The 22013-nt window shown below is 61.1% G+C and carries 20 protein-coding genes; 11 read left to right on the top strand and 9 right to left on the bottom strand.

Annotated features, from left to right (window positions below; genetic code table 11):
• Nucleotides 1-170: 170 nt before the first annotated feature.
• Entirely contained in the window at nucleotides 171-1274 is a 1104-nt protein-coding gene (locus J3D60_RS19065; protein ID WP_065938176.1) for a GlxA family transcriptional regulator, read from the top strand.
• A gap of 104 nt (nucleotides 1275-1378) precedes the next feature.
• On the opposite strand, the gene J3D60_RS19060 is transcribed toward J3D60_RS19065, so the two are convergent.
• The 6 genes from J3D60_RS19060 to J3D60_RS19035 form a co-directional block, all read right to left on the bottom strand.
• Nucleotides 1379-1642, bottom strand: coding sequence for a hypothetical protein (locus J3D60_RS19060; RefSeq protein WP_027606014.1), 264 nt, complete (start codon nucleotides 1640-1642; stop codon nucleotides 1379-1381).
• A gap of 246 nt (nucleotides 1643-1888) precedes the next feature.
• Complete coding sequence (locus tag J3D60_RS19055; protein WP_253492422.1) at nucleotides 1889-3049, bottom strand: gamma-butyrobetaine dioxygenase; 1161 nt, start codon at nucleotides 3047-3049, stop codon at nucleotides 1889-1891.
• Between the two features lie 9 nt (nucleotides 3050-3058).
• A complete protein-coding gene (locus tag J3D60_RS19050; protein ID WP_115485621.1) occupies nucleotides 3059-3535 on the bottom strand; it encodes a thioesterase family protein in 477 nt (158 codons plus the stop codon).
• A 13-nt stretch (nucleotides 3536-3548) separates the two neighbouring features.
• Nucleotides 3549-4514: an L-carnitine dehydrogenase gene (locus tag J3D60_RS19045; protein WP_253492421.1), complete on the bottom strand. Its 966-nt coding sequence runs from the start codon at nucleotides 4512-4514 to the stop codon at nucleotides 3549-3551.
• Nucleotides 4515-4584: 70 nt separating this feature from the next.
• Nucleotides 4585-5472 carry a 3-keto-5-aminohexanoate cleavage protein gene (locus J3D60_RS19040; protein WP_027606009.1) on the bottom strand — a complete coding sequence of 296 codons (888 nt, stop codon included), beginning with the start codon at nucleotides 5470-5472 and terminating at the stop codon, nucleotides 4585-4587.
• A gap of 73 nt (nucleotides 5473-5545) precedes the next feature.
• Nucleotides 5546-6490 (bottom strand): choline ABC transporter substrate-binding protein, encoded by a 945-nt coding sequence (locus tag J3D60_RS19035; RefSeq protein ID WP_065938180.1) that lies wholly within the window; start codon nucleotides 6488-6490, stop codon nucleotides 5546-5548.
• Between the two features lie 193 nt (nucleotides 6491-6683).
• On the opposite strand from J3D60_RS19035, the gene J3D60_RS19030 reads away from it, so the two are divergent.
• Both J3D60_RS19030 and J3D60_RS19025 read left to right on the top strand, forming a co-directional pair.
• Nucleotides 6684-7628, top strand: coding sequence for a GlxA family transcriptional regulator (locus tag J3D60_RS19030; RefSeq protein ID WP_027606007.1), 945 nt, complete (start codon nucleotides 6684-6686; stop codon nucleotides 7626-7628).
• Between the two features lie 68 nt (nucleotides 7629-7696).
• The gene (locus tag J3D60_RS19025) at nucleotides 7697-8896 is read left to right on the top strand and encodes an AAA family ATPase (RefSeq protein WP_065938181.1); all 1200 of its coding nucleotides are present in this window, start codon (nucleotides 7697-7699) and stop codon (nucleotides 8894-8896) included.
• A gap of 135 nt (nucleotides 8897-9031) precedes the next feature.
• On the opposite strand, the gene J3D60_RS19020 is transcribed toward J3D60_RS19025, so the two are convergent.
• On the bottom strand, nucleotides 9032-11143 hold the full coding sequence (locus J3D60_RS19020) for an FAD-dependent oxidoreductase (protein ID WP_301294731.1): 2112 nt from the start codon (nucleotides 11141-11143) through the stop codon (nucleotides 9032-9034).
• Between the two features lie 379 nt (nucleotides 11144-11522).
• On the opposite strand from J3D60_RS19020, the gene J3D60_RS19015 reads away from it, so the two are divergent.
• A complete protein-coding gene (locus tag J3D60_RS19015) occupies nucleotides 11523-11963 on the top strand; it encodes a hypothetical protein (RefSeq protein WP_253492416.1) in 441 nt (146 codons plus the stop codon).
• A 6-nt stretch (nucleotides 11964-11969) separates the two neighbouring features.
• Here J3D60_RS19015 and J3D60_RS19010 read toward each other — a convergent pair whose 3' ends face one another.
• Nucleotides 11970-12386, bottom strand: a complete 417-nt coding sequence (locus tag J3D60_RS19010; RefSeq protein WP_253492413.1) for a DUF3010 family protein — start codon at nucleotides 12384-12386, stop codon at nucleotides 11970-11972.
• Between the two features lie 197 nt (nucleotides 12387-12583).
• Here J3D60_RS19010 and J3D60_RS19005 point away from each other — a divergent pair, with 197 nt between their 5' ends.
• The gene (locus tag J3D60_RS19005; protein ID WP_253492411.1) at nucleotides 12584-13546 is read left to right on the top strand and encodes a tyrosinase family protein; all 963 of its coding nucleotides are present in this window, start codon (nucleotides 12584-12586) and stop codon (nucleotides 13544-13546) included.
• A 42-nt stretch (nucleotides 13547-13588) separates the two neighbouring features.
• On the opposite strand, the gene J3D60_RS19000 is transcribed toward J3D60_RS19005, so the two are convergent.
• Nucleotides 13589-13990, bottom strand: coding sequence for a lysozyme inhibitor LprI family protein (locus tag J3D60_RS19000; protein WP_027606004.1), 402 nt, complete (start codon nucleotides 13988-13990; stop codon nucleotides 13589-13591).
• 221 nt (nucleotides 13991-14211) lie between these two features.
• Here J3D60_RS19000 and J3D60_RS18995 point away from each other — a divergent pair, with 221 nt between their 5' ends.
• From J3D60_RS18995 to J3D60_RS18970, 6 genes are all read left to right on the top strand, one after another.
• Nucleotides 14212-15189: a dipeptidase gene (locus J3D60_RS18995; protein ID WP_010207105.1), complete on the top strand. Its 978-nt coding sequence runs from the start codon at nucleotides 14212-14214 to the stop codon at nucleotides 15187-15189.
• Between the two features lie 52 nt (nucleotides 15190-15241).
• Nucleotides 15242-15772 carry a DUF5943 domain-containing protein gene (locus tag J3D60_RS18990; protein WP_027606002.1) on the top strand — a complete coding sequence of 177 codons (531 nt, stop codon included), beginning with the start codon at nucleotides 15242-15244 and terminating at the stop codon, nucleotides 15770-15772.
• 15 nt (nucleotides 15773-15787) lie between these two features.
• Complete coding sequence (dgcA, locus tag J3D60_RS18985; protein ID WP_253492409.1) at nucleotides 15788-17848, top strand: dimethylglycine demethylation protein DgcA; 2061 nt, start codon at nucleotides 15788-15790, stop codon at nucleotides 17846-17848.
• Nucleotides 17849-18004: 156 nt separating this feature from the next.
• Nucleotides 18005-19948 carry a dimethylglycine demethylation protein DgcB gene (gene dgcB, locus J3D60_RS18980; protein ID WP_253492407.1) on the top strand — a complete coding sequence of 648 codons (1944 nt, stop codon included), beginning with the start codon at nucleotides 18005-18007 and terminating at the stop codon, nucleotides 19946-19948.
• Nucleotides 19948-21168 (top strand): electron transfer flavoprotein subunit alpha/FixB family protein, encoded by a 1221-nt coding sequence (locus tag J3D60_RS18975; RefSeq protein WP_065938188.1) that lies wholly within the window; start codon nucleotides 19948-19950, stop codon nucleotides 21166-21168. Before dgcB ends, J3D60_RS18975 begins: the two co-directional genes overlap by 1 nt.
• A 10-nt stretch (nucleotides 21169-21178) precedes the next feature.
• Nucleotides 21179-21949: an electron transfer flavoprotein subunit beta gene (locus tag J3D60_RS18970; protein WP_253492404.1), complete on the top strand. Its 771-nt coding sequence runs from the start codon at nucleotides 21179-21181 to the stop codon at nucleotides 21947-21949.
• The last annotated feature ends 64 nt before the right edge of the window (nucleotides 21950-22013 follow it).

Here is a 22013-nt window from a genome sequence, read left to right as displayed (position 1 = left end):
CTTATTTAGACGCGTCATCAGGTCGTTTTCAGGATTTGTTGAATGGCCATTCAAATTTAGGCATGGCATTTGCTCTATGAATTCAAAGCCTCTCGCCTTGCTGGATGAAGAGCGCAATAACAAGAGCCTCGCCTGAGGCCATCACCTGCTTTGTGTGAGGAGATACCGCCATGACGTCGTTCAACTCCGGGGCCCAACCCCAGAACCGTGCGCCTCAATCCATCGGCTTTTTGCTGCTGGACAATTTCACGCTGATTTCCCTGGCGTCGGCCGTGGAACCGCTGCGCATGGCCAACCAGCTGTCCGGCCGCGAGCTGTATCGCTGGACAACCCTGAGTGTCGACGGCAATCAGGTATGGGCCAGCGACGGTCTGCAAATCACCCCCGATGCCTCCATGCACAAAGCCCCGGCCCTGGACACTGTGATTGTGTGCGGCGGCGTGGGTATCCAGCGCACCGTGACCCGTGAGCATGTGTCGTGGCTGCAAAGCCAGGCGCGCCAGTCCCGTCGCCTTGGCGCGGTGTGCACCGGCAGTTGGGCCCTGGCCTGTGCCGGTCTGCTCGACGGCTTCGATTGCAGCGTGCACTGGGAATGCCTGGCGTCGATGCAGGAAGCCTTCCCACGCGTGTCGATGAGCACCCGTTTGTTCACCCTCGACCGCAACCGCTTCACCAGTTCGGGCGGCACCGCGCCGCTGGACATGATGCTGCATCTGATCAGCCGCGACCACGGCCGCGAACTGTCGGCGGCGATCTCCGAGATGTTCGTGTACGAGCGCATCCGCAACGAACAGGATCACCAGCGTGTGCCGCTCAAGCACATGCTGGGCACCAACCAGCCGAAGCTGCAGGAAATCGTCGCGCTGATGGAGGCCAACCTCGAAGAGCCGATCGACCTCGACGAACTGGCGGTGTACGTCGCCGTGTCGCGTCGCCAGCTGGAGCGGCTGTTCCAGAAATACCTGCACTGCTCGCCGTCGCGCTACTACCTCAAGCTGCGCCTGATTCGCGCGCGGCAGTTGCTCAAGCAAACGCCGATGTCGATCATCGAAGTGGCCTCGGTGTGCGGGTTTGTCTCCACGCCGCACTTCTCCAAGTGCTACCGCGAATACTTCGGCATTCCGCCACGGGATGAGCGCGTAGGCTCCAACACCACCCAGCAGGTGGCGATGATGCCGATTCCGCAGGCGCTGGTGTTGTCACCGTTGTCGGGGCCGATGTCGGCGTTGAGCCAGGCGCGCAATGAGTCGACTTTCGCGAGTGTACGGCTTTAAACCGAGTTGACTGCATCGGGGGCAAGCCCCCTCCCACACGTGACCGAGTTGTCATGACGAACCTGGCCTGATGTGGGAGGGGGCTTGCCCCCGATAGCGGTCTGTCAGGCGCCGGAGTTCTGTTTGAACTGCATCAGTGCCGGTAACAACTGTTTATCGATCGCCTGACGCACCGCCGGCAAAATCGTCGCACTGCCGGTGTACATCTGCTCAACCATACCCTTGAGCGCCTTGGCCCGCGCTTCGCTCAAACCGCGTACCGCGCACTCGCAGGCCTGTTCGGCGCTGGCGCCGCTGGACACCTCGAAACCCAGGGAGCGCAGTTGGCTCAGCAGGTCATCCTGGTCAATCAAATCCGCATGCATCATGACGTTTATCCTGGTGAAGGGAGCGGGGATCGACTTGGATTCTGGTAGGCCCCCGGCCGGTCGGCAAGGGCAGAATGCACGAATGGCTCAGATGGCTATGAGCGTGTCGTTTTCGGGCCATTTACCCACTGAAGTAATAGGCACACTGTCCATCAGCAAGCAGCTTGAAGGTTTGGTCACCCTCGGGATGCACGGCTCACACAAGGCACTCTGCCCCGATCCAGTCACGGCTGGACCGGGGCTTTTTTAGCGCTGCAGCACCAGGATTCGTGAAAGCAGTTCATCCCGGTCGATATAGCAACCCTGAAAGTGCCGCGCCCCGGAGGTGGGATCAAACGCATTGCGCGCATGCAACGTGCGGCGGTTATCGAAGCACCACAGCTCGCCCGGGTTCAGGCGCTTGACCAGCCGAAAGCGCGCCTCGCGCGTCATCGCGATAAAGCGTCGATAAGCCCGATACAGCAACGGCATCTGCGCCACCGACGTCTCGAACGGCCCACGCAAGAAGTTGGCCATGCGAATCTCTGCCACATCCCCCAAGGCGTCCAATGCGATGATCGGCGCGAGGCGACGATAGTCGCTGTGGCGGTCTTTGTTGCGAAACTCCACGGGTATTTCACACAAGGCACGAAACGCTTCGGGATCTTCCTCGCGCAGGGCATTGGCGATGGCAAACCCATCGACAAAAATACTTTCGCCCCCGTCGGCATCGTTGACCAGGCAATGCAGGAATTGCAGCCCTGGTTGCAGCTCCCGGGTCGGCAAATCACTGTGCAAGGGCAGGTTGAAAGCGGTGTAGGCATTGCTGTCGGCATCGGCCTTGGATTGCACGTTGAACAGCACGCCGAAATTGCTCTCGCGGATAAATGAAATACGCTGGGCAACACGCGCCAGGGAGTCGGGTTCGGTGGGTACGCCGCGCATTTGCGTCAGGCCCGCGTCACGCAAGGCCAGCAGCCATTGCAGCAGCGCCGCAGGGTCTTGCATGACCGCCGCGTAGTCGAATATAGGCAGTTCGAAGGTGTTGTCCCAGAGCCGCGACTTTGGTTTCGCCGCCCGGCGTTCGGCGCGGGATTCATCGTCGTAGGCATGGGCCCGCAGCCAGCCGGGATCGTACTGGCTGCGATGACCGCCGTGCCATTCCACGCTGAGGAAGCCCTGGTCGATACGCACGCTGATGGCGCCGAGGTTTTCATCCACATCGACAATTTCCAGCACTTGCTCGCGGGTCACGCTGTACACGCATTGCGTGCACGGGCAGTTGTCCCGCAGCCACTGATGGTGAAACGGGCTCACCCGGCCATCGGCCCATGTCACGCGAATCTGATCGTCCAGCACCTGTGCATCGGCGAGGTCGCAGAGCTTCGGGTAAGTACGAAAATCGGCAACAGCGGCGGCGGTTTGCATGATGGCTCCTTATTTTTTCGGGGGCAGTCCAATCACTCGGCCGAGGAGCGCGGGCCTTGGCAGGTCGGCTTGCTCAGCGCTGATTGCAATGAGTTTTTCCAATGTCGCCTCGGCAAACGGGGCCGAATGCGGACCCGCCAGGTCGACGTGCAGCAGCATCTGTTCGTTGCCGGCCAGTTCTTTCTCATCACCCACTAAATGCAGGCTGTGATAAAGGTGCAGGCGCTTGGCGTCGTGGGCGATCAGTTGCGTGCGCACCTCCACTTCGGCGCCCAGTTTCACCTCGTGCAGGTAGTTCAGGTGCAGTTCCAGGGTGAACAGCGAATGGCCGCTGGCTTCGCGGTTTTCGCTGTCCAGGCCGAGGGTGTCCATCAGCGCGTCGGTGGCGTAGCTGAAGATCAGCAGGTAGAACGCGTCGCGCAGGTGGCCGTTGTAGTCCACCCAGTCGGCAAGGACTGGGGTGGTGTAGGTGGTCAGTGCAGGCATGGTGAGGGTTCCGTTATTCGGCGAAGGTCATGCCGTGCTTGGCTTTGGTGGTTTTCACCGCTTCCAGCACCGCCAGCAGGCAATCATCACGATAGCGTTCCAGCGCCGAAATGCTGTGTTTGCCCAGCTGGTCGCTGGTGCCATCGACCACGTCGTCGATCAACTTATCGGTCAACTCCGGTGCCGGCAGGTAGGTCCACGGCAACTGCAACGCCGGGCCGAACTGCGCCATGAAGTGGCGCATGCCCGCATCGCCGCCCGCCAGGGTGTAGGTGAGGAAGGTGCCCATGAACGACCAGCGCAGGCCGGCGCCAAAGCGGATGGCATCGTCGATCTCGCCGGTGGTGGCCACGCCGTCATTGACCAGGTGCAACGCCTCGCGCCACAGGGCTTCGAGCAAGCGGTCGGCGATAAACCCGGGGACTTCCTTGCGCACATGCAGCGGGCGCATGCCGAGGGATTCATACACCTTGATCGCGGCCTGGATCGCTTGCGGCGCGGTGTGCTTGCCGCCGACCACTTCCACCAGCGGCAGCAGATAGACCGGGTTGAACGGATGGCCGACCACACAGCGTTCCGGGCGGGTCGAGCCCTCGTAGAACTCACTTGGCAACAGCCCTGAGGTACTCGAACCGATCAGTGCATCGGGCTTGGCCGCGGCGCTGATCTTGCTGTGCAATTCCAGCTTCAGTTCCAGGCGTTCCGGGGCGCTTTCCTGGATGAAGTCGGCGTCTTTCACGCATTCTTCGATGGTGGCCACAAAGCGCAGGCGGTCTTGCGCTGCGCCGGGTGCCAGGCCCTGTTTTTCCAGGGCGCCCCAGGCATTGGCGACGCGCTTGCGCAGCGCCGCTTCGGCACCCGGCGCCGGGTCCCAGGCCACCACATCCAGGCCGTGGGCCAGCGCGCGGGACACCCAGCCGCTGCCGATAACACCGCTGCCCAGGGCGGCGAAGGTTTTGATCTCAGTGATAAAGCGCATGGCAAATTCCTAAAACGTTCGGTGATTCCCTGTGGGAGGGGGCAAGCCCCTCCCACATTTTTTGATTCGGTTAGCCGCGTTTGGTAAGGCCCATCTTGATGCGACCCTCCGCCGGGGTCATGACCCGCGCGCCCAGGCGGCTGAGGATTTCGCCGGCGCGTTCCACCAGTTGACCGTTGGTGGCGAGTACGCCCTTGTCCAGCCACAGGTTGTCCTCCAGGCCGACCCGTACGTTGCCGCCCAGCAGCACCGCCTGCGCGGCCATGGGCATTTGCATGCGGCCGATTCCGAACCCGGCCCACACCGCGTCGGCCGGCAGGTTGTCGACCATGGCCTTCATGGTGGTGGTGTCGGCCGGCGCGCCCCATGGGATGCCCAGGCACAGTTGAAACAGCGGGTTGTCGAGCAGGCCTTCCTTGATCATCTGCTTGGCGAACCACAGGTGGCCGGTGTCGAAGATTTCCAGCTCGGCCTTCACGCCCAGTTCCTGGATGCGCTTGGCGCCCGCACGCAACTGCGCCGGTGTGGAGACGTAAATCGTGTCGCCATCGCCGAAGTTCAGGGTGCCGCAGTCCAGGGTGCAGATTTCCGGCAGCAGTTCTTCCACATGGGCCAGGCGGGTCAGCGGGCCGACCAGGTCGGTATTGGGACCGAATTCCATCGGGTGCTCGCCGCCGCCGATCTCGAGGTCGCCGCCCATGCCGGCGGTGAGGTTGACGATGATGTCGATGTCGGCCTCACGGATGCGCTCCATCACCTCGCGGTACAGGGCGACGTCGCGGCTGAACTTGCCGGTCTCGGGGTCGCGCACATGGCAGTGCACCACGGTGGCGCCCGCCTTGGCGGCTTCCACCGCGGCGGCGGCGATTTGCTTGGGGGTGACCGGCACGTGTGGGCTTCTGGCGGTCGTGTCGCCAGCACCGGTGAGTGCGCAGGTGATGATGACGTCGTGGTTCATGGGGCGGTTCCTTACGGGCGTAGTGGTGCCGTTCGCAGCCAGGAGCGGCTGCGACACGGTGGTTCAAATCAGGTTATTTGCTGGTGAGTTGCAGGTTGGCTGCAGCCGGTTTGCCGTCGAAGGTGGTCACGCCTTCGAGCCAGCGCGCCTGGTCCTGGGGGTGATCCTTGAGCCACTGCCTGGCGGACTCGAGGGCGTCCTTGTGATCCAGCAACGGCTGCATCATCCGGCTCTCGTCGGCGGCGGTGAAGGTCAGGTTGGTCAGCAGCTTGTGCACGTTGGGGCACTGTTCGGCGTAGGCCGGCGCGGTGACCGTCCACACGCTGGCCATGCCTTCGTTCGGGCCCAGGGCGTCATCGCTGCCGGTGAGGTAGGTCATCGCGATATTGACGTTCATCGGGTGCGGCGCCCAGCCGAAGAACACCACGGCTTCCTTGCGGCGTACCGCACGGTCCACGGCGGCAAGCATGCCGGCCTCGCTGGATTCCACCAGTTGGAACTTGCCCAGGCCGAACTGGTTCTTGGCGATCATCGCCTTGATCTGGGTGTTGGCCCCCGAGCCCGGCTCGATGCCGTAGATCTTGCCGCCCAGCTCCTTCTCGAATTTGGCGATGTCGGCAAAGGTCTTCAGGCCTTTGTCCGCCAGGTAAGTCGGCACCGCGAGGGTCGCGCGGGCGTCTTCCAGGCTGGGTTTGTCGAGGACTTTGACCTGCTTGGCGTCGACGAACGGCGTGATGGTCTGGGTCATCAGCGGGTTCCAGTAGCCGAGGAACAGGTCCAGGCGCTGGTCACGGATACCGGCGAAGATGATTTGCTGGGAGGCGCTGGTTTGTTTGGTCTTGTAGCCGAGGCCGTCGAGCAACACTTGGGTCATGGCGCTGGTGGCGATGACGTCGGTCCAGTTCACCACGCCCATGCGCACGTTCTGGCAGGATGCCGCGTCGGCAGCCCATACGTTCGTGCTCAAGATGGCGCTGGCGCTGAGTGCAAGCACGCAGCGGCGAATCAGTCGGTTCATGGTGGATCCCTCGGCAGGTCGTTATTGTGGGGGCCGGCGTCTTTGTGCGCCGTGAGGCCAAGTTACGTAGCTTTGGAGGCGACAAAACGCACGGCGGCGACCAGCTCTTGCACTGCAGCGACCTGCCCCCTTGAATCCACCCGAGAACGGGAGTATCACAGTGCCACGCTGCCCGTCCTACGAGAGCGCCACCATGTCCCAGGATTTCTACTTTCTGCTGATGCCGGGGTTCTCGGCCATCGGTTTTATTTCTGCACTGGAACCTTTGCGCGTGGCCAACCGCTTTCGTGGCGAGTTGTACCGCTGGCATGTGCTGAGCGCCGATGGCGGCGCGGTGCTGGCGAGCAATGGCATGTCGGTCAACGCCGACGCCGCGCTGGAACCGCTGAAAAAGGGCGCGACGCTGTTGGTGGTGGCCGGCTTCGAACCGCTGCAGTTCGCCACGCCGGCGCTGGAACACTGGCTGCGCCGCCTGGACCATGACGGCGTGACCCTCGGCGCCATCGACACCGGCGCCTGCGTGCTCGCCGAAGCGGGCCTGCTCGACGGTCATCGCCTGACCCTGCACTGGGAAGCCATCGATGCCTTCAAGGAGTCGTACCCGCACCTGAGCGTGACCCAGGAACTGTTCGAAATCGACCGCCGCCGCATCACCTGCGCCGGCGGTACCGCCTCCATCGACCTGATGCTCGACCTGATCGCCCAGGCCCACGGCGCCGACCTGGCGATCCAGGTCTCCGAACAGTTCGTACTCGGCCGCATCCGCCCGCGCAAGGACCACCAGCGCATGCAGATCGCCACACGCTACGGCATCAACAACAAGAAGCTGGTGCAAGTGATCGGAGAGATGGAGCAGCACACCGAACCGCCCCTGAGCACCTTGGCGTTGGCCGACGCGATCAAAGTTACCCGGCGCCAGTTGGAGCGTCTGTTTCGCCTGCATTTGAACGATACCCCGAGCAACTTCTACCTTGGCCTGCGCCTGGAAAAAGCCCGGCAGCTGCTGCGCCAGAGCGATATGAGCGTGCTGGAGGTGAGCATTGCCTGCGGGTTCGAGTCGCCGTCGTATTTCACCCGGAGTTATCGGGCGAGGTTTGCCAAGTGTCCGAGGGAGGATCGGCGACGGGAGGTGGTTTGACGGGCAATTATAGTGAATTATACTCATAACTATAATTTATAGTTGTTTTCATAATTGAGTATAAATCCATGTCCAAGCACAGCGGCTTCGTGTTCCGTCGCCCCGCCCTGGCAAGCAGTATTGCCGATGGCCTGGTGGGCGCCGGTATTCAGGATTTCACCTCTGGCCTGTTTCTCGCGGCCCCCCGTCGCACCGGCAAAAGCACTTTCCTGCGCGAAGACTTGATTCCGGAATGTCAGCTCCGGGGCTGGCTGACGGTGTATGTGGATCTCTGGGCTGACAAAGAGAAAGATCCTGCCGAGTTGATTGCCAGTGCTATTGCGGCTGCCCTGGTTCCCTATGAAAAGGGCATCCGCAAACTGGCCAAGAACATTGGCATCGAGAAACTGAGCTTTCTGCGAACGCTCTCCTGGGACTTTACCAAGCCACAATTGCCTGTCGGTGCGACGCTGACCCAAGCCCTGGAATTGCTCCACAGTGCTGCAGAAAAACCCGTTGTGCTGGTGATTGACGAAGCGCAGCACGCCTTGACCACCGAGTCGGGTATCAATGCGATGTTCGCGCTGAAGGCTGCCCGGGATCAGCTCAACCAGGGCCGTGACGAAGAGGGCAGCGGCTTGCGCCTGGTGTTTACCGGCTCCAATCGCGACAAACTCGCCCATTTGGTATTGGGTAAAAGCCAGCCGTTCTTCGGTTCCAGCATCACGCCGTTTCCGCTGCTGGGTAAAGAGTTCACCCAGGCCTACACCGTGCACCTCAACGCGCACCTGGCCGAGACCAACCAGTTCAACGCGGCTGATATTGATGAGGCGTTTGAGCTGGTAGGCCGGCGTCCCGAGATGTTGCGCACGATCATCGGTGAAGTCGCGTTGGAACTGGGCGAGGCGAGCAATCTGGGCCAATTGCTGCACAGTCGCGCCGAACTGCTGCGCGCGGGTGTATGGACCGAGTTCGAAAGTGCCTGGAACGCCCTGACCATCCCGCAGCGCGCCGTGCTGGAGGTGATGGTGGAGCGTTCCCAGAACAACGAACCCTTCGCCCCCTTCACCGACAGCACCCTCACGGCTGTCAGCAAGGCGCTGGAAGCCATGGGCAGTGACGTGGTGCCGGGCACGCAGACCGTCCAGGCCTGCATCGATGCCTTGCGCGACAAGGAGTTGGTGTGGAAGTCGAGTCGCGGCGGGTATGCGCTCGAAGACAAATCGTTCGGCGAGTGGCTGCGCCATGTCAAACGAAGCAAGGCGGCCGGTATTGCGGCCAGGAAGTAGGAGGGCAGGAAGGCCAAACCAGTCCAAAGACTGGTTTGGCCTATTCGATACGGCGTAGGGAAAGACTAGCGTGGCGGGTGCTACCACTCACTTCAGCGACGACCTTCATGACGTTAATCCCATTCGAAGAGTGTGTTACGGCTGTCTGACGTAAGGCTTGAGGGGGATCAGTCGATTGATGGCCGCCAGTGGATTGCCCAGCAGCAACTGTGCAGGCTCTGGTTTGAGTTTGTCCTGATTGATACTCGCCAATACACCGATGGCGGCATTCATTCCGGACATAAAGGCCCCTTCACACCAGCCTGGGTAGTTGCTGGCACTGTCCGAGGACAGGAATATTTGCCGATAGACTCGGTCCCTTGCCTGTGAGTTGAATGCGGGGTCCTGGGTGAACAGGTACAGGTTGCACAACGTATTCGAAGTCGCGAAGTCTCCAGGTGCGTCGAGTTTGAACCCACCTGCTGTACCGATCTGATCCTGCCAGTCGACGCCAATGGCATTTGGGTCGTCCTGCCTGTTACCCAACAAAGAGTGGAAGTACACCGTCGTACGAACCTGGCGGGTCGGGTTCTGCACATAGGGCAGCACGCTGGCCCACGCCCTGTAGCTTCGCCACCATTGCTGGGGAAATCCAGGCCCGAACCAGGCCGGGCTTTCGGTGAAATCAGCAATGCCCAGCGTGCCATTTTCCCGGGATGGTGCGATATCCAGCACGCTGCGCGCCATGATCGAGTCCAGGTTCCACGTGTACGAAAGCAATACGGCAACAGGGCCGGGCCGATCCTCCGCGATTGCCGGGATGAAGTAGCTGGAGCGGGTCCAGCCTTCGCTCATGAGGCAGCGTATGGGCCTGCCGTCGATGCGCGCCCAACTGCTGGCCAGTGTTGAGCCCTGTGCCCATGGCGCTTGGGGAACGACATAAAACGACTTGCTGGCGTTCATCATATTGAGCCGCGCCAAGGCGTTTTTCAGTGGCGCTATATGGCTTTTATAGATTGCCGAAGGCCAGGCTTTGTCGAAGTAGCTATGAAAGGCGTGAGGTACGCCATTGATCGGGATTTCTACCCGTAAGCCGTTACGCGGATAGCTCAGTTCACTGGCCAGCGACATCATCGTCAGCAGGGCCGTATGAGGTATGGCAGCAACGATATGGTCGGTGTTCACCGGTACCAATGCGACGCCTTCTACCCCTTCTTTGTTGAGGTTGCGTACCAGCAGGCCGGCTTGGGCTGACCCTCCGTCGGCCGATACGAAGACTCCCATTTCCTGTACCTCATGGCGTTCATGCACGGTAAAGGTGTTCTTGCCGGCTGGGCCGAATTCGTCCCTGAGCTTTTTCAGGATGGCATGCGCGATCATGCCCGAGCCAATGCCTGCCGGCAGAGCATATTCATCCAGGTAATCCCACAGCCAGATTCGCAGCATCTCCAGGAACCCCATGGAAAACATGCTGCCCATGCCGCCCGTGCCGAAGCCTACGTTGACGAAAATTGCCAACTGCTCTGGCGTCCACCCCTTGGGCTCCGCTACGTTGCCAAGCAGCCAGGTGCCCAGGTCCAGTTTGTCGAAGCGCTCGATCATCGCCGTCCAGAACGCCTGGATGCGGTTTTCTTCTTCAGCGGACAGCCGGGGTTGTTCAAGCAACCGCAGAATCTGGAGAATGCTGGAGCCGCCGCCTTGTATGTCGTTGATCGCATTGCGCACATCGGTGGAGACTTTGACGAACTGTGGGGGCAGGTCGGGCGCTTGTATGCTGCCTGCCAGCCACCGATGGGCGATACCGTCCTGGCACAGGACAGTGGGTACCAGGCCTGGGTTGGGGAACAGTTGGAGTAATGTGTCATCTCCCAGGATGTCCCCGAATACTTCCCAGGTGACCTTGGCCTTCGCGGGGAACCTCATGGCTCCCAGTTCACACACTGTGTCGGCTTCCAGCTTGCGCACGAAACTGCATGTGCGGCCATGGATATAGCGGTGCCAGTCGTCATCGACCTGTTCCAGCTGGTTGCGTTCGTACAACACCACATTCAAGCCTGCGCGCAGCAGCTCTCTTGCCGTCAGCAGCCCGGACATGCCTGCGCCAATGATGACGACACGCGCGTCTTTCTCTACACCCTCCAGAGGCTGGGTCAGCCAGCCTGATTCGGGGCTGGAGGCACGGAGGATACTTGCGTAGTCATAAGGGTAAGCGTCCACCAGGCGTGAAGTACCTGACTTGAGTTGGCCTATCGTTTGCGGACCGGCCATTGTACGTGTGCCACTGCTGCCTCCCAGGGCAGCCAGGGATGGGAACCATGCCATGATCATCTCCTTGAATTGCTCGCAATACGTTGCTTGTCACTGCTCGGATGAGCAGTGATTTCAGCCTAGGTGAGTGCGTGAAACTCAAGGTTCGCTTCAGACCAGCGGATGGCCCTGAGCAACTTCCATTGTGGTGTCGAGTGTTTGACAGGGTTGGATCTAATGTAGGAGTTATCCTTTTCCGTGGTGTCGGCTATGTCGCCGGTAGAGGGGGCTGCTAATGTAAAAACCGTTGCGGCTGACGCCAGTTAGTCAAACTAACCATTAATCAACTGATATTTAAAGTTCGTACTTAACTACTTAAGTTAAACGACAAGAGGTCCGTATGCTTAGGAAAATGCTTGCCTTCATCGCTTTTGCATCTGCCCCCGCCTGGGCTGCCAAAGCCCCCGCCTCCGCACCCGCGCCGTTCACTGGAGCCGATTACAGCGGGCGTTATGAGTGTACGGGTCGTGATAGCCATATCGGCGCCTTCAAGGGGGTTGTCGATATGCAGCTAAACGCCAGGCAAAGTACCGGCAAGTACGGTGCCTACACCTTCACCCTGACGTTGGAGGACAACTCTCGCTACAACGGTTTTGCCGCTGGCACCTCGGATACGCTGGCGGTTTACTTTGCGCATACCGACCCGGCACTGAAAGATTATGGGGTCGGTGTTGCTCAAGTTGTTCCAACACCGGAAGGTAAACTCGCTTTCACCAAATATTATTACGGCCCCGAATACGAAGGCGGCGGTCATGGGTTGGAACAGTGCGTCAGAAGTTGATGCGGATTACTTTTTCATCAGGCTTGAGCAGGCCGCCTTGAACGCTTCATGCTGATATTTGTTCAGCGTCGCTGGCAGTTCGAAGTTGTGCTTCTTGTTCTGGGCGTTGATGGTCTGCGGCGACAGTAACGTCACTTCAACCCCATCGAGCAACTGAAACACCCCTTCAATCTTGAAGGTGGTCGGGCCCCCGGCGAATTCACCTTTCTTGCTGCGCTTCTTGATGACGATGCGTTCGATCGCATTTTCCTGCACGAACGCTTTCACCTGGGCGGCGAACGCTTTGACGTTGGCCGCTTCATCGTCGTCTTCGAGGGCGATTTTCTTGGTGGCCAGGGCGACGTGGGTCAGCGCCTGATCGCCGAGGGACGCGACGGCGATGATGGCTTCGCTGCCTTTGATTTCGATGCCGCAGAGAGTCATAACGTTGCCTTGGTAAATGTGGGGGGGACGAAAGGTTACCAGGGTTGGCGCGGGCGCGAGACCACCGGTCGTAAAGTAGGTCTGACCTGTTATTTCTGACAGTAGACCGCGTTGCCATGATGCTCGTAGATTTTCCTGCGTGAGCCAATCGTTGGCTCTCAGGTTGTTCGATGGCTTTCCGATAAGGGAGTTATGTAATGAACATTCGCAAGGAAATCCGATCACTGACGGTGGCGGAGAAGCTCGAATTCACAATGACGTTACTGGCGATGAAAAAAAGCGGTGCTTATGACAAATATGTTCATTGGCATCATGAAGTCATGGTGCCCACGGTCTATCCGAATGAACCTCGAGATCCTAACTACCGTAATGGTGCTCACCGGGGACCGGCATTCTTGCCGTGGCATCGTGAAATGCTGATGCAGTTTGAGGCGGAACTTCAATCCATCAAGCCAGGTATTACGCTGCCCTATTGGAACTGGACCCTGGACGCGGCCGCTCCTGAGCGCTCACCCGTGTGGGACCAGAGCTTCCTGGGTGGCGATGGCGATGCTACTGATGAGTTTCGGGTGCAGGATGGGGTCTTCGCCCATAAATTCGGGAACTGGAACGTGCCGTCCTACCCGAACGAAGGCTTGCCTGGGCCTGGGTTAAAGCGTCAGTTCGGAACAGTGATCGGCTCATTACCCACCGAAGACGATTTGAGAATAGCTATGGGCGAGGCGTTGTATGACGAACCGAACTATAACTCGAGCCCGTTCACCCGGGGGTTCAGAAACCGCCTGGAAGGCTGGATCGTCCGGCGTGGAGATCCAAACGTCGTTACGCTTGGCTCGCAATTGCATAACCGCGTACATCTTTGGGTGGGGGGGAATATGTTGCCCATGACGTCACCGGATGATCCGGTATTTTTCCTGCATCACTGCTTCGTCGACAAAATCTGGGCGGATTGGCAGGCGCAGAAAATGCTGGATGAGCCGGATCTTGCCCCGCATTACTGCCCTATGGAGCAAGGCCCGCCCGGGCACAACTATGAGGATGTGCTCAAGCCCTGGAGTCGGCGCATCAGCGAAGTGATGGATATTGCTAAGTTAGGCTACAGCTATGCGCCAAGTCGACCATTGACGAAAAGCCCTTTCAAATCGCCGTTCATGGAGTGATGACTGCCTGTCGCTCCCGCGCTCCGGCTGCGGGAGTGGCACTTACTCCTGCCCAATCGACTCCAAAAACTCCGACCGCTCATCACTCATCCGCGCCAAACAGTCATTCTGTGCAATCGCATAGGCCTTGGTGCCCGTCACCGCTGGAAAGGTGTCCACCGCACAATCGGCGTCACGCAGTTTTTCCCATTTCTGCTGGGCATCCTTCAGACGAGCGGTAATGTCGGCGAGTTTGGTCTTGTCGCTGCCATAGGTGGAATGCATGCGTTCCAGCAGGCCCTGATAATTATCCTTGAGCAATTGCTCGGCAGTGGTTTTGTTGTAGGTGGCGCATTCCAGGGTTTGCTTGTCGTTTTCGATGCCATCGCACGGCGTGCTGTCGGTGTCTTCGGCTGCGTGGACGCCGGTTGCGATGAGTGCCAAAGCCAGGAAAATCGATTTCATTGCGCCGTCTCATATCAGGTGATGCGGGAATTCTGGCTCAAGCGTAAGACAAATAACAGCCGCCAGTCAGACACCTCTTAACAGCCTTTGTCGTGGATTGACGCTTTCGGCAATTCCCCTGTCGTTTTTGCACCCGGCTCGGTCGTCCCCTGGGCATATGCTGGCCCCAAAGCGCCGGCAGACGATTCGGCGCATGAATCGCCAAAATAAGGGGACGCCTGATGAGCCCAGCCGAATTGCACGCCGACAGCATCGTTATCGACGGGCTGATCATTGCCAAGTGGAATCGCGACCTGTTCGAGGACATGCGCAAAGGTGGCCTCACCGCCGCGAATTGCACCGTGTCGGTGTGGGAAGGGTTCCAGGCCACGATCAACAACATCGTCGCCAGCCAGACCCTGATCCGCGAGAACAGCGACCTGGTGATCCCGGTGAAAACCACCGCCGACATCCGCAAGGCCAAGGAACAGGGCAAGACCGGCATCATCTTCGGCTTCCAGAACGCCCATGCATTTGAAGACCAGCTCGGGTATGTGGAGATCTTCAAGCAGCTCGGCGTCGGTGTGGTGCAGATGTGCTACAACACCCAGAACCTGGTCGGCACCGGTTGCTACGAACGCGACGGCGGCCTGTCGGGCTTCGGGCGCGAGATCGTCGCCGAGATGAACCGCGTCGGCATCATGTGCGACCTGTCCCACGTCGGCTCCAAGACCAGTGAAGAAGTCATCCTCGAATCGAAAAAACCGGTGTGCTACTCCCACTGCCTGCCGTCCGGCCTTAAAGAGCACCCGCGCAACAAGTCCGATGAAGAGCTGAAGTTCATCGCCGACCACGGCGGCTTTGTCGGCGTGACCATGTTCGCGCCGTTCCTGGCCAAGGGCATCGATTCGACCATCGACGACTACGCCGAAGCCATCGAATACACCATGAACATCGTCGGCGAAGACGCCATCGGTATCGGCACCGACTTTACCCAGGGCCATGGCCAGGATTTCTTTGAAATGCTGACCCATGACAAGGGCTACGCCCGCCGCCTGACCAGCTTCGGCAAGATCATCAACCCGCTGGGCATCCGCACCGTCGGCGAGTTCCCCAACCTGACAGAGACCCTGCTCAAGCGCGGCCACCCCGAGCGTGTGGTGCGCAAGATCATGGGCGAGAACTGGGTCAACGTCTTGAAGGACGTTTGGGGCGAATAAGCCAACTATCCACGGGCTACACCACAACGAATTTTTCTGGAGTTAAGTTTCCATGGCCAAGATCGCCCCGCAATTGCCTATTGAAGTCGACAGCGAAACCGGTGTCTGGACGTCCGACGCCCTGCCGATGCTGTACGTGCCGCGTCATTTCTTCGTCAACAACCACATGGGCATCGAAGAAGTGCTGGGCGCCGAGGCCTACGCCGAAATCCTCTACAAGGCCGGCTACAAATCCGCCTGGCACTGGTGCGAGAAAGAAGCTGAATGCCATGGCCTGGAAGGCGTCGCGGTGTTCGAACACTACATGAAGCGCCTGTCGCAACGCGGCTGGGGCCTGTTCAAGATCCAGGACATCGACCTGGATAAAGGTACCGCAAGCGTCAAGCTCGAACACTCGGCCTTCGTCTATGTGTACGGCAAGGTCGGGCGCAAGGTCGACTACATGTTTACCGGCTGGTTTGCCGGTGCCATGGACCAGATTCTGCAAGCCCGTGGCAGCCAGATCCGCACCGTGGCCGAACAAGTCTACGGAGGCTCCGAAGAGGGCCACGATGACGGCTTGTTCACCGTCAAGCCGTTGTAAGCCGAGGACCGTGCCATGGCTTTCGAAGCAATGTTCCAGCCGATCCAGATCGGCAAACTGACCATCCGCAACCGCGTGCTCAGTACCGCCCACGCCGAGGTGTATGCCACCGACGGCGGCATGACCACCGACCGCTATGTGAAGTACTACGAAGAAAAAGCCAAGGGCGGTATCGGCCTGGCGATCTGCGGCGGTTCCTCGGTGGTTGCCATCGACAGCCCCCAGGAATGGTGGAGCTCGGTGAACCTGTCCACCGACCGCATCATCCCGCACTTCCAGAACCTGGCGGATGCCATGCACAAGCATGGCGCCAAGATCATGATCCAGATTACCCACATGGGCCGTCGCTCGCGTTGGGATGGCTTTAACTGGCCGACCCTGATGTCGCCGTCCGGCGTGCGTGAGCCGGTGCACCGTGCCACCTGCAAGACCATCGAGCCGGAAGAAATCTGGCGCGTGATCGGCAACTATGCCCAGGCCGCGCGGCGTGCCAAGGCCGGTGGCCTGGACGGTGTGGAACTGTCCGCCGTGCACCAGCACATGATCGACCAGTTCTGGAGCCCACGGGTCAACAAGCGTACCGACGAGTGGGGCGGCACCTTCGAAGGCCGCATGAAGTTCGGCCTGGAAGTGTTGAAAGCCGTGCGTGCCGAAGTCGGTGAAGACTTCTGCGTGGGCATGCGCCTGTGCGGTGACGAGTTCCACCCGGACGGCCTGTCCCACGAGGACATGAAACAGATCGCCAAGTACTACGACGACACCGGCATGCTCGATTTCATCGGCGTGGTGGGCTCGGGTTGCGACACCCACAACACCCTGGCCAACGTGATCCCCAACATGAGTTATCCGCCGGAGCCGTTCCTGCACCTGGCGGCCGGTATCAAGGAAGTGGTCAAGGTCCCGGTGCTGCACGCACAGAACATCAAGGACCCGAACCAGGCCACGCGTATCCTGGAAGGCGGCTATGTGGACATGGTCGGCATGACCCGTGCGCACATCGCCGACCCGCACCTGATCGCCAAGATCAAGATGGGCCAGATCGACCAGATCAAACAGTGCGTCGGCGCCAACTATTGCATCGACCGCCAGTACCAGGGCCTGGACGTGCTGTGCATCCAGAACGCCGCGACCTCCCGTGAGTACATGGGCGTGCCGCATATCATCGAGAAGTCCACCGGGCCGAAACGCAAAGTCGTGGTGGTCGGTGCCGGCCCTGCCGGGATGGAAGCCGCGCGGGTGGCCGCCGAACGTGGCCACGACGTGACCCTGTTCGAGAAGAAAGAATTTATCGGCGGGCAAATCACCACCGCCTCCAAGGCGCCGCAACGCGACCAGATCGCCGGTATCACTCGCTGGTTCCAGCTGGAGCTGGCGCGTTTGAAAGTCGACCTGCGCCTGGGCGTGGCGGCCGATGCCGAGACCATCCTGGACCTGCGTCCGGACGTGGTAGTGCTGGCGGTCGGCGGGCATCCGTTTATCGAGCAGAACGAACACTGGGGCGCTGCCGAAGGCCTGGTGGTGAGCAGCTGGGACGTACTCGACGGCAAGGTCGCACCGGGCAAGAACGTGCTGGTGTACGACACTATTTGCGAATTCACCGGCATGTCGGTGGCGGACTTCCTGGCCGACAAAGGCTGCCAGGTGGAAATCGTCACCGATGACATCAAGCCGGGCGTAGCCATCGGCGGTACGTCGTTCCCGACCTACTACCGCAGCATGTACCCCAAGGAAGTGATCATGACCGGCGACATGATGCTGGAAAAGGTCTACCGCGAGGGCGACAAGCTGGTGGCGGTGCTGGAGAACGAATACACCGGCGCCAAAGAGGAACGGGTGGTCGATCAGGTGGTGGTCGAGAACGGCGTGCGCCCGGACGAAGCCATTTACTACGGGCTCAAGGAAGGTTCGCGCAACAAGGGCCAGGTCGACGTCGAAGCCCTGTTCGCGATCAAGCCGCAGCCATGCTTGAGCGAGGCGGGCGAGGGGTACTTGCTGTTCCGTATCGGTGACTGTGTGGCCCAGCGTAATACCCACGCTGCCATCTATGACGCCCTGCGCCTGTGCAAAGACTTTTGATGAGGTGAACGCGGTCAAATGTGGGAGGGGGCTTGCCCCCGATAGCGGTGGTTCAGCGACAACTGTACCAACTGACAGTCCGCCATCGGGAGCAAGCCCCCTCCCACATTCGGGCCAGTTTCACAGTAGACCTGTGCGGTCTGTGGGAGCTTCACCATGTTGAACACCTTGCTGCCTATTCTCTTATTCGCCGCCCTGGGCCTTGCCGTCCTCGGCGCCCTGCGCCGCGTGAACATGTGGCGCCGTGGCCGTGCCTCCAAGGTCGACCTGCTGGGCGGCCTGCTGGCCATGCCCAAGCGCTACATGGTCGACCTGCACCACGTGGTCGCCCGCGACAAATACATCGCCAACACCCACGTCGCCACTGCCCTGGGCTTTGTGCTGTCGGCGCTGCTGGCGATCCTGGTGCACGGCTTCGGCCTGCATAACCGTATCCTCGGCTACGCCTTGCTGCTGGCGTCGGTGTTGATGTTTGTCGGCGCCACGTTCGTTTACCTGCGACGGCGCAATCCGCCGTCGCGCCTGTCCAAGGGCCCGTGGATGCGCCTGCCGAAAAGCCTGATGGCGTTCTCGGTGAGTTTCTTCCTGGTGACGCTGCCGGTGGCGGGGATCCTGCCCGCCGACTTCGGTGGCTGGCTGCTGGCCGCGCTGCTGAGTGTGGGTGTGCTGTGGGGCGTGTCCGAGATGTTCTTCGGCATGACCTGGGGCGGCCCGATGAAGCACGCCTTTGCCGGTGCCCTGCACCTGGCCTGGCACCGCCGTGCCGAGCGCTTTGGCGGTGGTCGTTCCACCGGTTTGAAACCCCTGGACCTGAGCGACAAGAGCGCGCCCCTGGGCGTGGAAAAACCCAAGGATTTCACCTGGAACCAACTGCTTGGCTTCGATGCCTGCGTGCAGTGCGGCAAGTGCGAAGCGGCGTGCCCGGCTTTCGCCGCCGGCCAGCCGTTGAACCCGAAAAAACTCATTCAGGACATGGTGGTCGGCCTGGCGGGCGGCACCGATGCCAAGTTCGCCGGTAGCCCGTATCCGGGCAAAGCCATTGGCGAACACGGCGGCAATCCGCATCAGCCGATCGTCAACGGCCTGGTGGACGCCGAGACCCTGTGGTCGTGCACCACCTGCCGCGCCTGCGTGGAAGAGTGCCCGATGATGATCGAGCACGTCGACGCCATCGTCGACATGCGCCGCTACCTCACCCTGGAAAAAGGCGCGACCCCGAACAAGGGCGCCGAAGTCCTGGAAAACCTGATCGCCACCGACAACCCCGGCGGCTTTGCGCCGGGCGGTCGCCTGAACTGGGCGGCGGACTTGAACCTGCCGTTGCTCAGCGACAAAGGCAGCGTCGACGTGGTGTTCTGGGTCGGCGACGGCGCCTTCGACATGCGCAATCAGCGCACCCTGCGGGCGTTCGTCAAAGTGCTCAAGGCGGCCAAGGTCGACTTCGCCGTACTCGGCCTGGAAGAGCGCGACAGCGGCGACGTCGCGCGGCGCCTGGGCGATGAAGCGACCTTTCAGATGCTCGCCACGCGCAATATCCAGACGTTGGCCAAGTACAGCTTCAAGCGCATCGTCACCTGCGACCCCCACAGCTTCCATGTGCTGAAAAACGAGTACGGCGCCTTCAACGGCAACTACCGCGTGCAGCACCACAGCACCTTCATGGCCGAGCTGATCGGCGAGGGCGCGCTGAACCTGGGCCAGCACAAAGGCAATAGCGTGACCTACCACGACCCGTGCTACCTGGGCCGCTACAACGGCGAATACGAGGCGCCGCGCCAGGTGCTGCGGGCGCTGGGCATCGAGGTCAAGGAGATGCAACGCTCGGGTTTCCGCTCGCGCTGCTGCGGCGGTGGCGGCGGCGCGCCGATCACCGATATTCCCGGCAAGCAACGTATCCCCGATATGCGCATGGAAGACATCCGCGAGACCGGTGCCGAGCTGGTGGCGGTGGGTTGCCCGCAATGCACGGCGATGCTCGAAGGTGTGGTTGAGCCGCGCCCGTTGATCAAGGACATCGCCGAGCTGGTGGCCGATGCATTGCTGGAAGACGTCGCACCGGCCAAAGCTCCCAACAAGCGTGAACCTGCGGAGGTGCACTGATGAGCGACATTATCCGCCGCGACCCACGGGCCGAATGGATTGCCCGCAACCGTCTGCACCCGCTGCATGCGGCGATGCAGCCGGTGCAACACAGCTGGATGGGGCCTAACGGCGTCATCCGCAAGAACGTGCATGGCGTCGGTTTTATCGGCCCCAACGGCATCAAGCGCATCGACCGCAGCGGTGCCCAGCAGGGCGGTGCGGCCAAGCGTACGGCGGCGATTGAAGTGCAGTTGCCGCTGCATCAGGTGCCTGCGCCTGCGTTCTACATCAACGTAGTGCCGGACATGGTCGGTGGCCGCTTGAGCAGCCACGACCGCGACCTGCTCGGCCTGGCGCGGCAACTCGCCGGCAGCGACGGCGCGGTGCTGGCGGTGGTGTTTGGCGAACACAAGGAAAGCGCGTTTGCCATGGCCGGTGTCGATCGCCTGCTGGTGCTCGACGGCCGCGAATTCGACGGTTATTCACCGGAGCAACGCGTGCAGGGTTTGCGCGCTGTGGATAACCAATTCAACCCGCGCCATTGGTTGCTGCCCGACAGCCGCAGTGGTGGCGGCGAGTTGGGTCGGCGCTTTGCCGCCAGTCTCAAGGAGCGCCCGGCCACTCGCGTCTGGCAGATCAAGGGCGACGAGTGCATCGGCCGCGCCGGTGCGGGCCGGGAAGACTTGGCGCGGCCGCTGCCACGCCTGATTCTGGCCGCCGCCGAATGCGCCGATCCGGTCAGCGACACACGCCATGAAGTGCTGCCCGTGGAGTTATCCACAAGCCTGGCACGCAGCCTGCCGCGTATCGAGGATCTCGGTGCGGTGGCGGTGGACCCGGCGGCGATTCCCATGGCCGAGGCCGAGTTTATTTTCTCCGGCGGCAACGGCGTGAAGGACTGGGCGCTGTTCCACCAGACCGCCGCGGCTTTGGGGGCCACCGAAGGCGCCTCGCGGGTGGCGGTGGACGATGGGTTCATGGCCCGTGATCGCCAGGTCGGCGCCAGCGGTACCTGGGTGACGGCGCGGGTGTATGTGGCCGTGGGGATTTCCGGGGCGATCCAGCACCTGCAAGGCATTGGCGCCTGCGACAAGGTGGTGGCGATCAACCTCGACCCGGGCTGCGACATGATCAAGCGTGCCGACCTGTCGGTGATCGGCGAAAGCGCCGCGATTCTGCAAGCCTTGATCGCTGCGGTCGAGGCCTACCGCAATGGCGCCAAGCGCGATGCGGCTTGAGGACATGACCATGACCACGAATGTAATCAGCCTGGTGTCCATCGGCGCCCACCCCACCTCTGGCCGGCCACGCCGCGCCGAACAGGATGCGCGCGCCGTCGAACTGGGTCTGCAGATGGCTGGGGATAAGTTGCAGGTGCTGCACGCCGGCAACATCGCCGAACCGACCTTGCGCAGCTACCTGGGCATGGGCCTGCCACAGTTGCACGTGCTGGAACAATCGGAGGGCAGCGATGCGTTGCCGGTGCTCGGCGAGTACCTGCGGGACGCCGGTGCCCAGGTGGTGCTTGCCGGCAGCCAGGCCGAAACCGGTGAAGGCTCGGGCATGTTGCCGTTCCTGTTGGCCGAGCAATTGGGCTGGCCGCTGATTGTCGGGCTGGCCGAGGTGGAGTCTATCGACGGCGGCGTAGCCCATGTGCTGCAAGCCTTGCCCCGTGGGCAGCGCAGGCGCTTGAAGGTGCGCCTGCCGTTTCTGGCGACGGTGGATAACGCCGCGCCAAAACCTAGGCAAAGCGCCTACGGTCCGGCACAACGCGGTGAATTGGCGGCCCACGAAGTGGAAGTCGAGCAGGACGCGTTATTCACAGGCGCCGTGCTGCAACCGGCCAAGCCCCGGCCCAAGCGCCTCAAGGTGATCAAGGCCAAGAGCGGCGCCGACCGTATGAAGGCGGCTACGGCCAAGGCCAGTGGCGGCGGTGGGCAGGTGCTCAAGGGTGTGAGCGCCGAGGAAGGCGCCCAAGCCATTCTCAAGTTGCTGATCGAAGAAGGTGTGGTGCGCTAACCCACCAACACTGCAAAACAAATGTGGGAGGGGGCTTGCCCCCGATAGCGGTGGACCAGTCAAG

This window comes from Pseudomonas sp. S3E17, assembly GCF_024168685.1.
In the GTDB taxonomy this organism is placed as follows: domain Bacteria; phylum Pseudomonadota; class Gammaproteobacteria; order Pseudomonadales; family Pseudomonadaceae; genus Aquipseudomonas; species Aquipseudomonas marginalis.
This window is presented reverse-complemented; position numbering and strand designations above follow the sequence as displayed.

Excerpts from the sequence above, each read along its gene's own strand:
- dgcA (WP_253492409.1), top strand. The coding sequence starts at position 15,788 with ATGGCTTTCGAAGCAATGTTCCAGCCGATCCAGATCGGCAAACTGACC.
- J3D60_RS19030 (WP_027606007.1), top strand. The coding sequence starts at position 6,684 with ATGTCCCAGGATTTCTACTTTCTGCTGATGCCGGGGTTCTCGGCCATC.
- J3D60_RS19060 (WP_027606014.1), bottom strand. The coding sequence starts at position 1,642 with ATGATGCATGCGGATTTGATTGACCAGGATGACCTGCTGAGCCAACTG.
- J3D60_RS19020 (WP_301294731.1), bottom strand. The coding sequence starts at position 11,143 with ATGGCCGGTCCGCAAACGATAGGCCAACTCAAGTCAGGTACTTCACGC.
- J3D60_RS19055 (WP_253492422.1), bottom strand. The coding sequence starts at position 3,049 with ATGCAAACCGCCGCCGCTGTTGCCGATTTTCGTACTTACCCGAAGCTC.
- J3D60_RS19065 (WP_065938176.1), top strand. The coding sequence starts at position 171 with ATGACGTCGTTCAACTCCGGGGCCCAACCCCAGAACCGTGCGCCTCAA.
- J3D60_RS19050 (WP_115485621.1), bottom strand. The coding sequence starts at position 3,535 with ATGCCTGCACTGACCACCTACACCACCCCAGTCCTTGCCGACTGGGTG.
- J3D60_RS19000 (WP_027606004.1), bottom strand. The coding sequence starts at position 13,990 with ATGAAATCGATTTTCCTGGCTTTGGCACTCATCGCAACCGGCGTCCAC.
- J3D60_RS19045 (WP_253492421.1), bottom strand. The coding sequence starts at position 4,514 with ATGCGCTTTATCACTGAGATCAAAACCTTCGCCGCCCTGGGCAGCGGT.
- J3D60_RS18970 (WP_253492404.1), top strand. The coding sequence starts at position 21,179 with ATGACCACGAATGTAATCAGCCTGGTGTCCATCGGCGCCCACCCCACC.
- J3D60_RS18975 (WP_065938188.1), top strand. The coding sequence starts at position 19,948 with ATGAGCGACATTATCCGCCGCGACCCACGGGCCGAATGGATTGCCCGC.
- J3D60_RS19040 (WP_027606009.1), bottom strand. The coding sequence starts at position 5,472 with ATGAACCACGACGTCATCATCACCTGCGCACTCACCGGTGCTGGCGAC.
- J3D60_RS19035 (WP_065938180.1), bottom strand. The coding sequence starts at position 6,490 with ATGAACCGACTGATTCGCCGCTGCGTGCTTGCACTCAGCGCCAGCGCC.
- J3D60_RS19015 (WP_253492416.1), top strand. The coding sequence starts at position 11,523 with ATGCTTAGGAAAATGCTTGCCTTCATCGCTTTTGCATCTGCCCCCGCC.
- J3D60_RS18990 (WP_027606002.1), top strand. The coding sequence starts at position 15,242 with ATGGCCAAGATCGCCCCGCAATTGCCTATTGAAGTCGACAGCGAAACC.
- J3D60_RS19010 (WP_253492413.1), bottom strand. The coding sequence starts at position 12,386 with ATGACTCTCTGCGGCATCGAAATCAAAGGCAGCGAAGCCATCATCGCC.
- dgcB (WP_253492407.1), top strand. The coding sequence starts at position 18,005 with ATGTTGAACACCTTGCTGCCTATTCTCTTATTCGCCGCCCTGGGCCTT.
- J3D60_RS18995 (WP_010207105.1), top strand. The coding sequence starts at position 14,212 with ATGAGCCCAGCCGAATTGCACGCCGACAGCATCGTTATCGACGGGCTG.
- J3D60_RS19005 (WP_253492411.1), top strand. The coding sequence starts at position 12,584 with ATGAACATTCGCAAGGAAATCCGATCACTGACGGTGGCGGAGAAGCTC.
- J3D60_RS19025 (WP_065938181.1), top strand. The coding sequence starts at position 7,697 with ATGTCCAAGCACAGCGGCTTCGTGTTCCGTCGCCCCGCCCTGGCAAGC.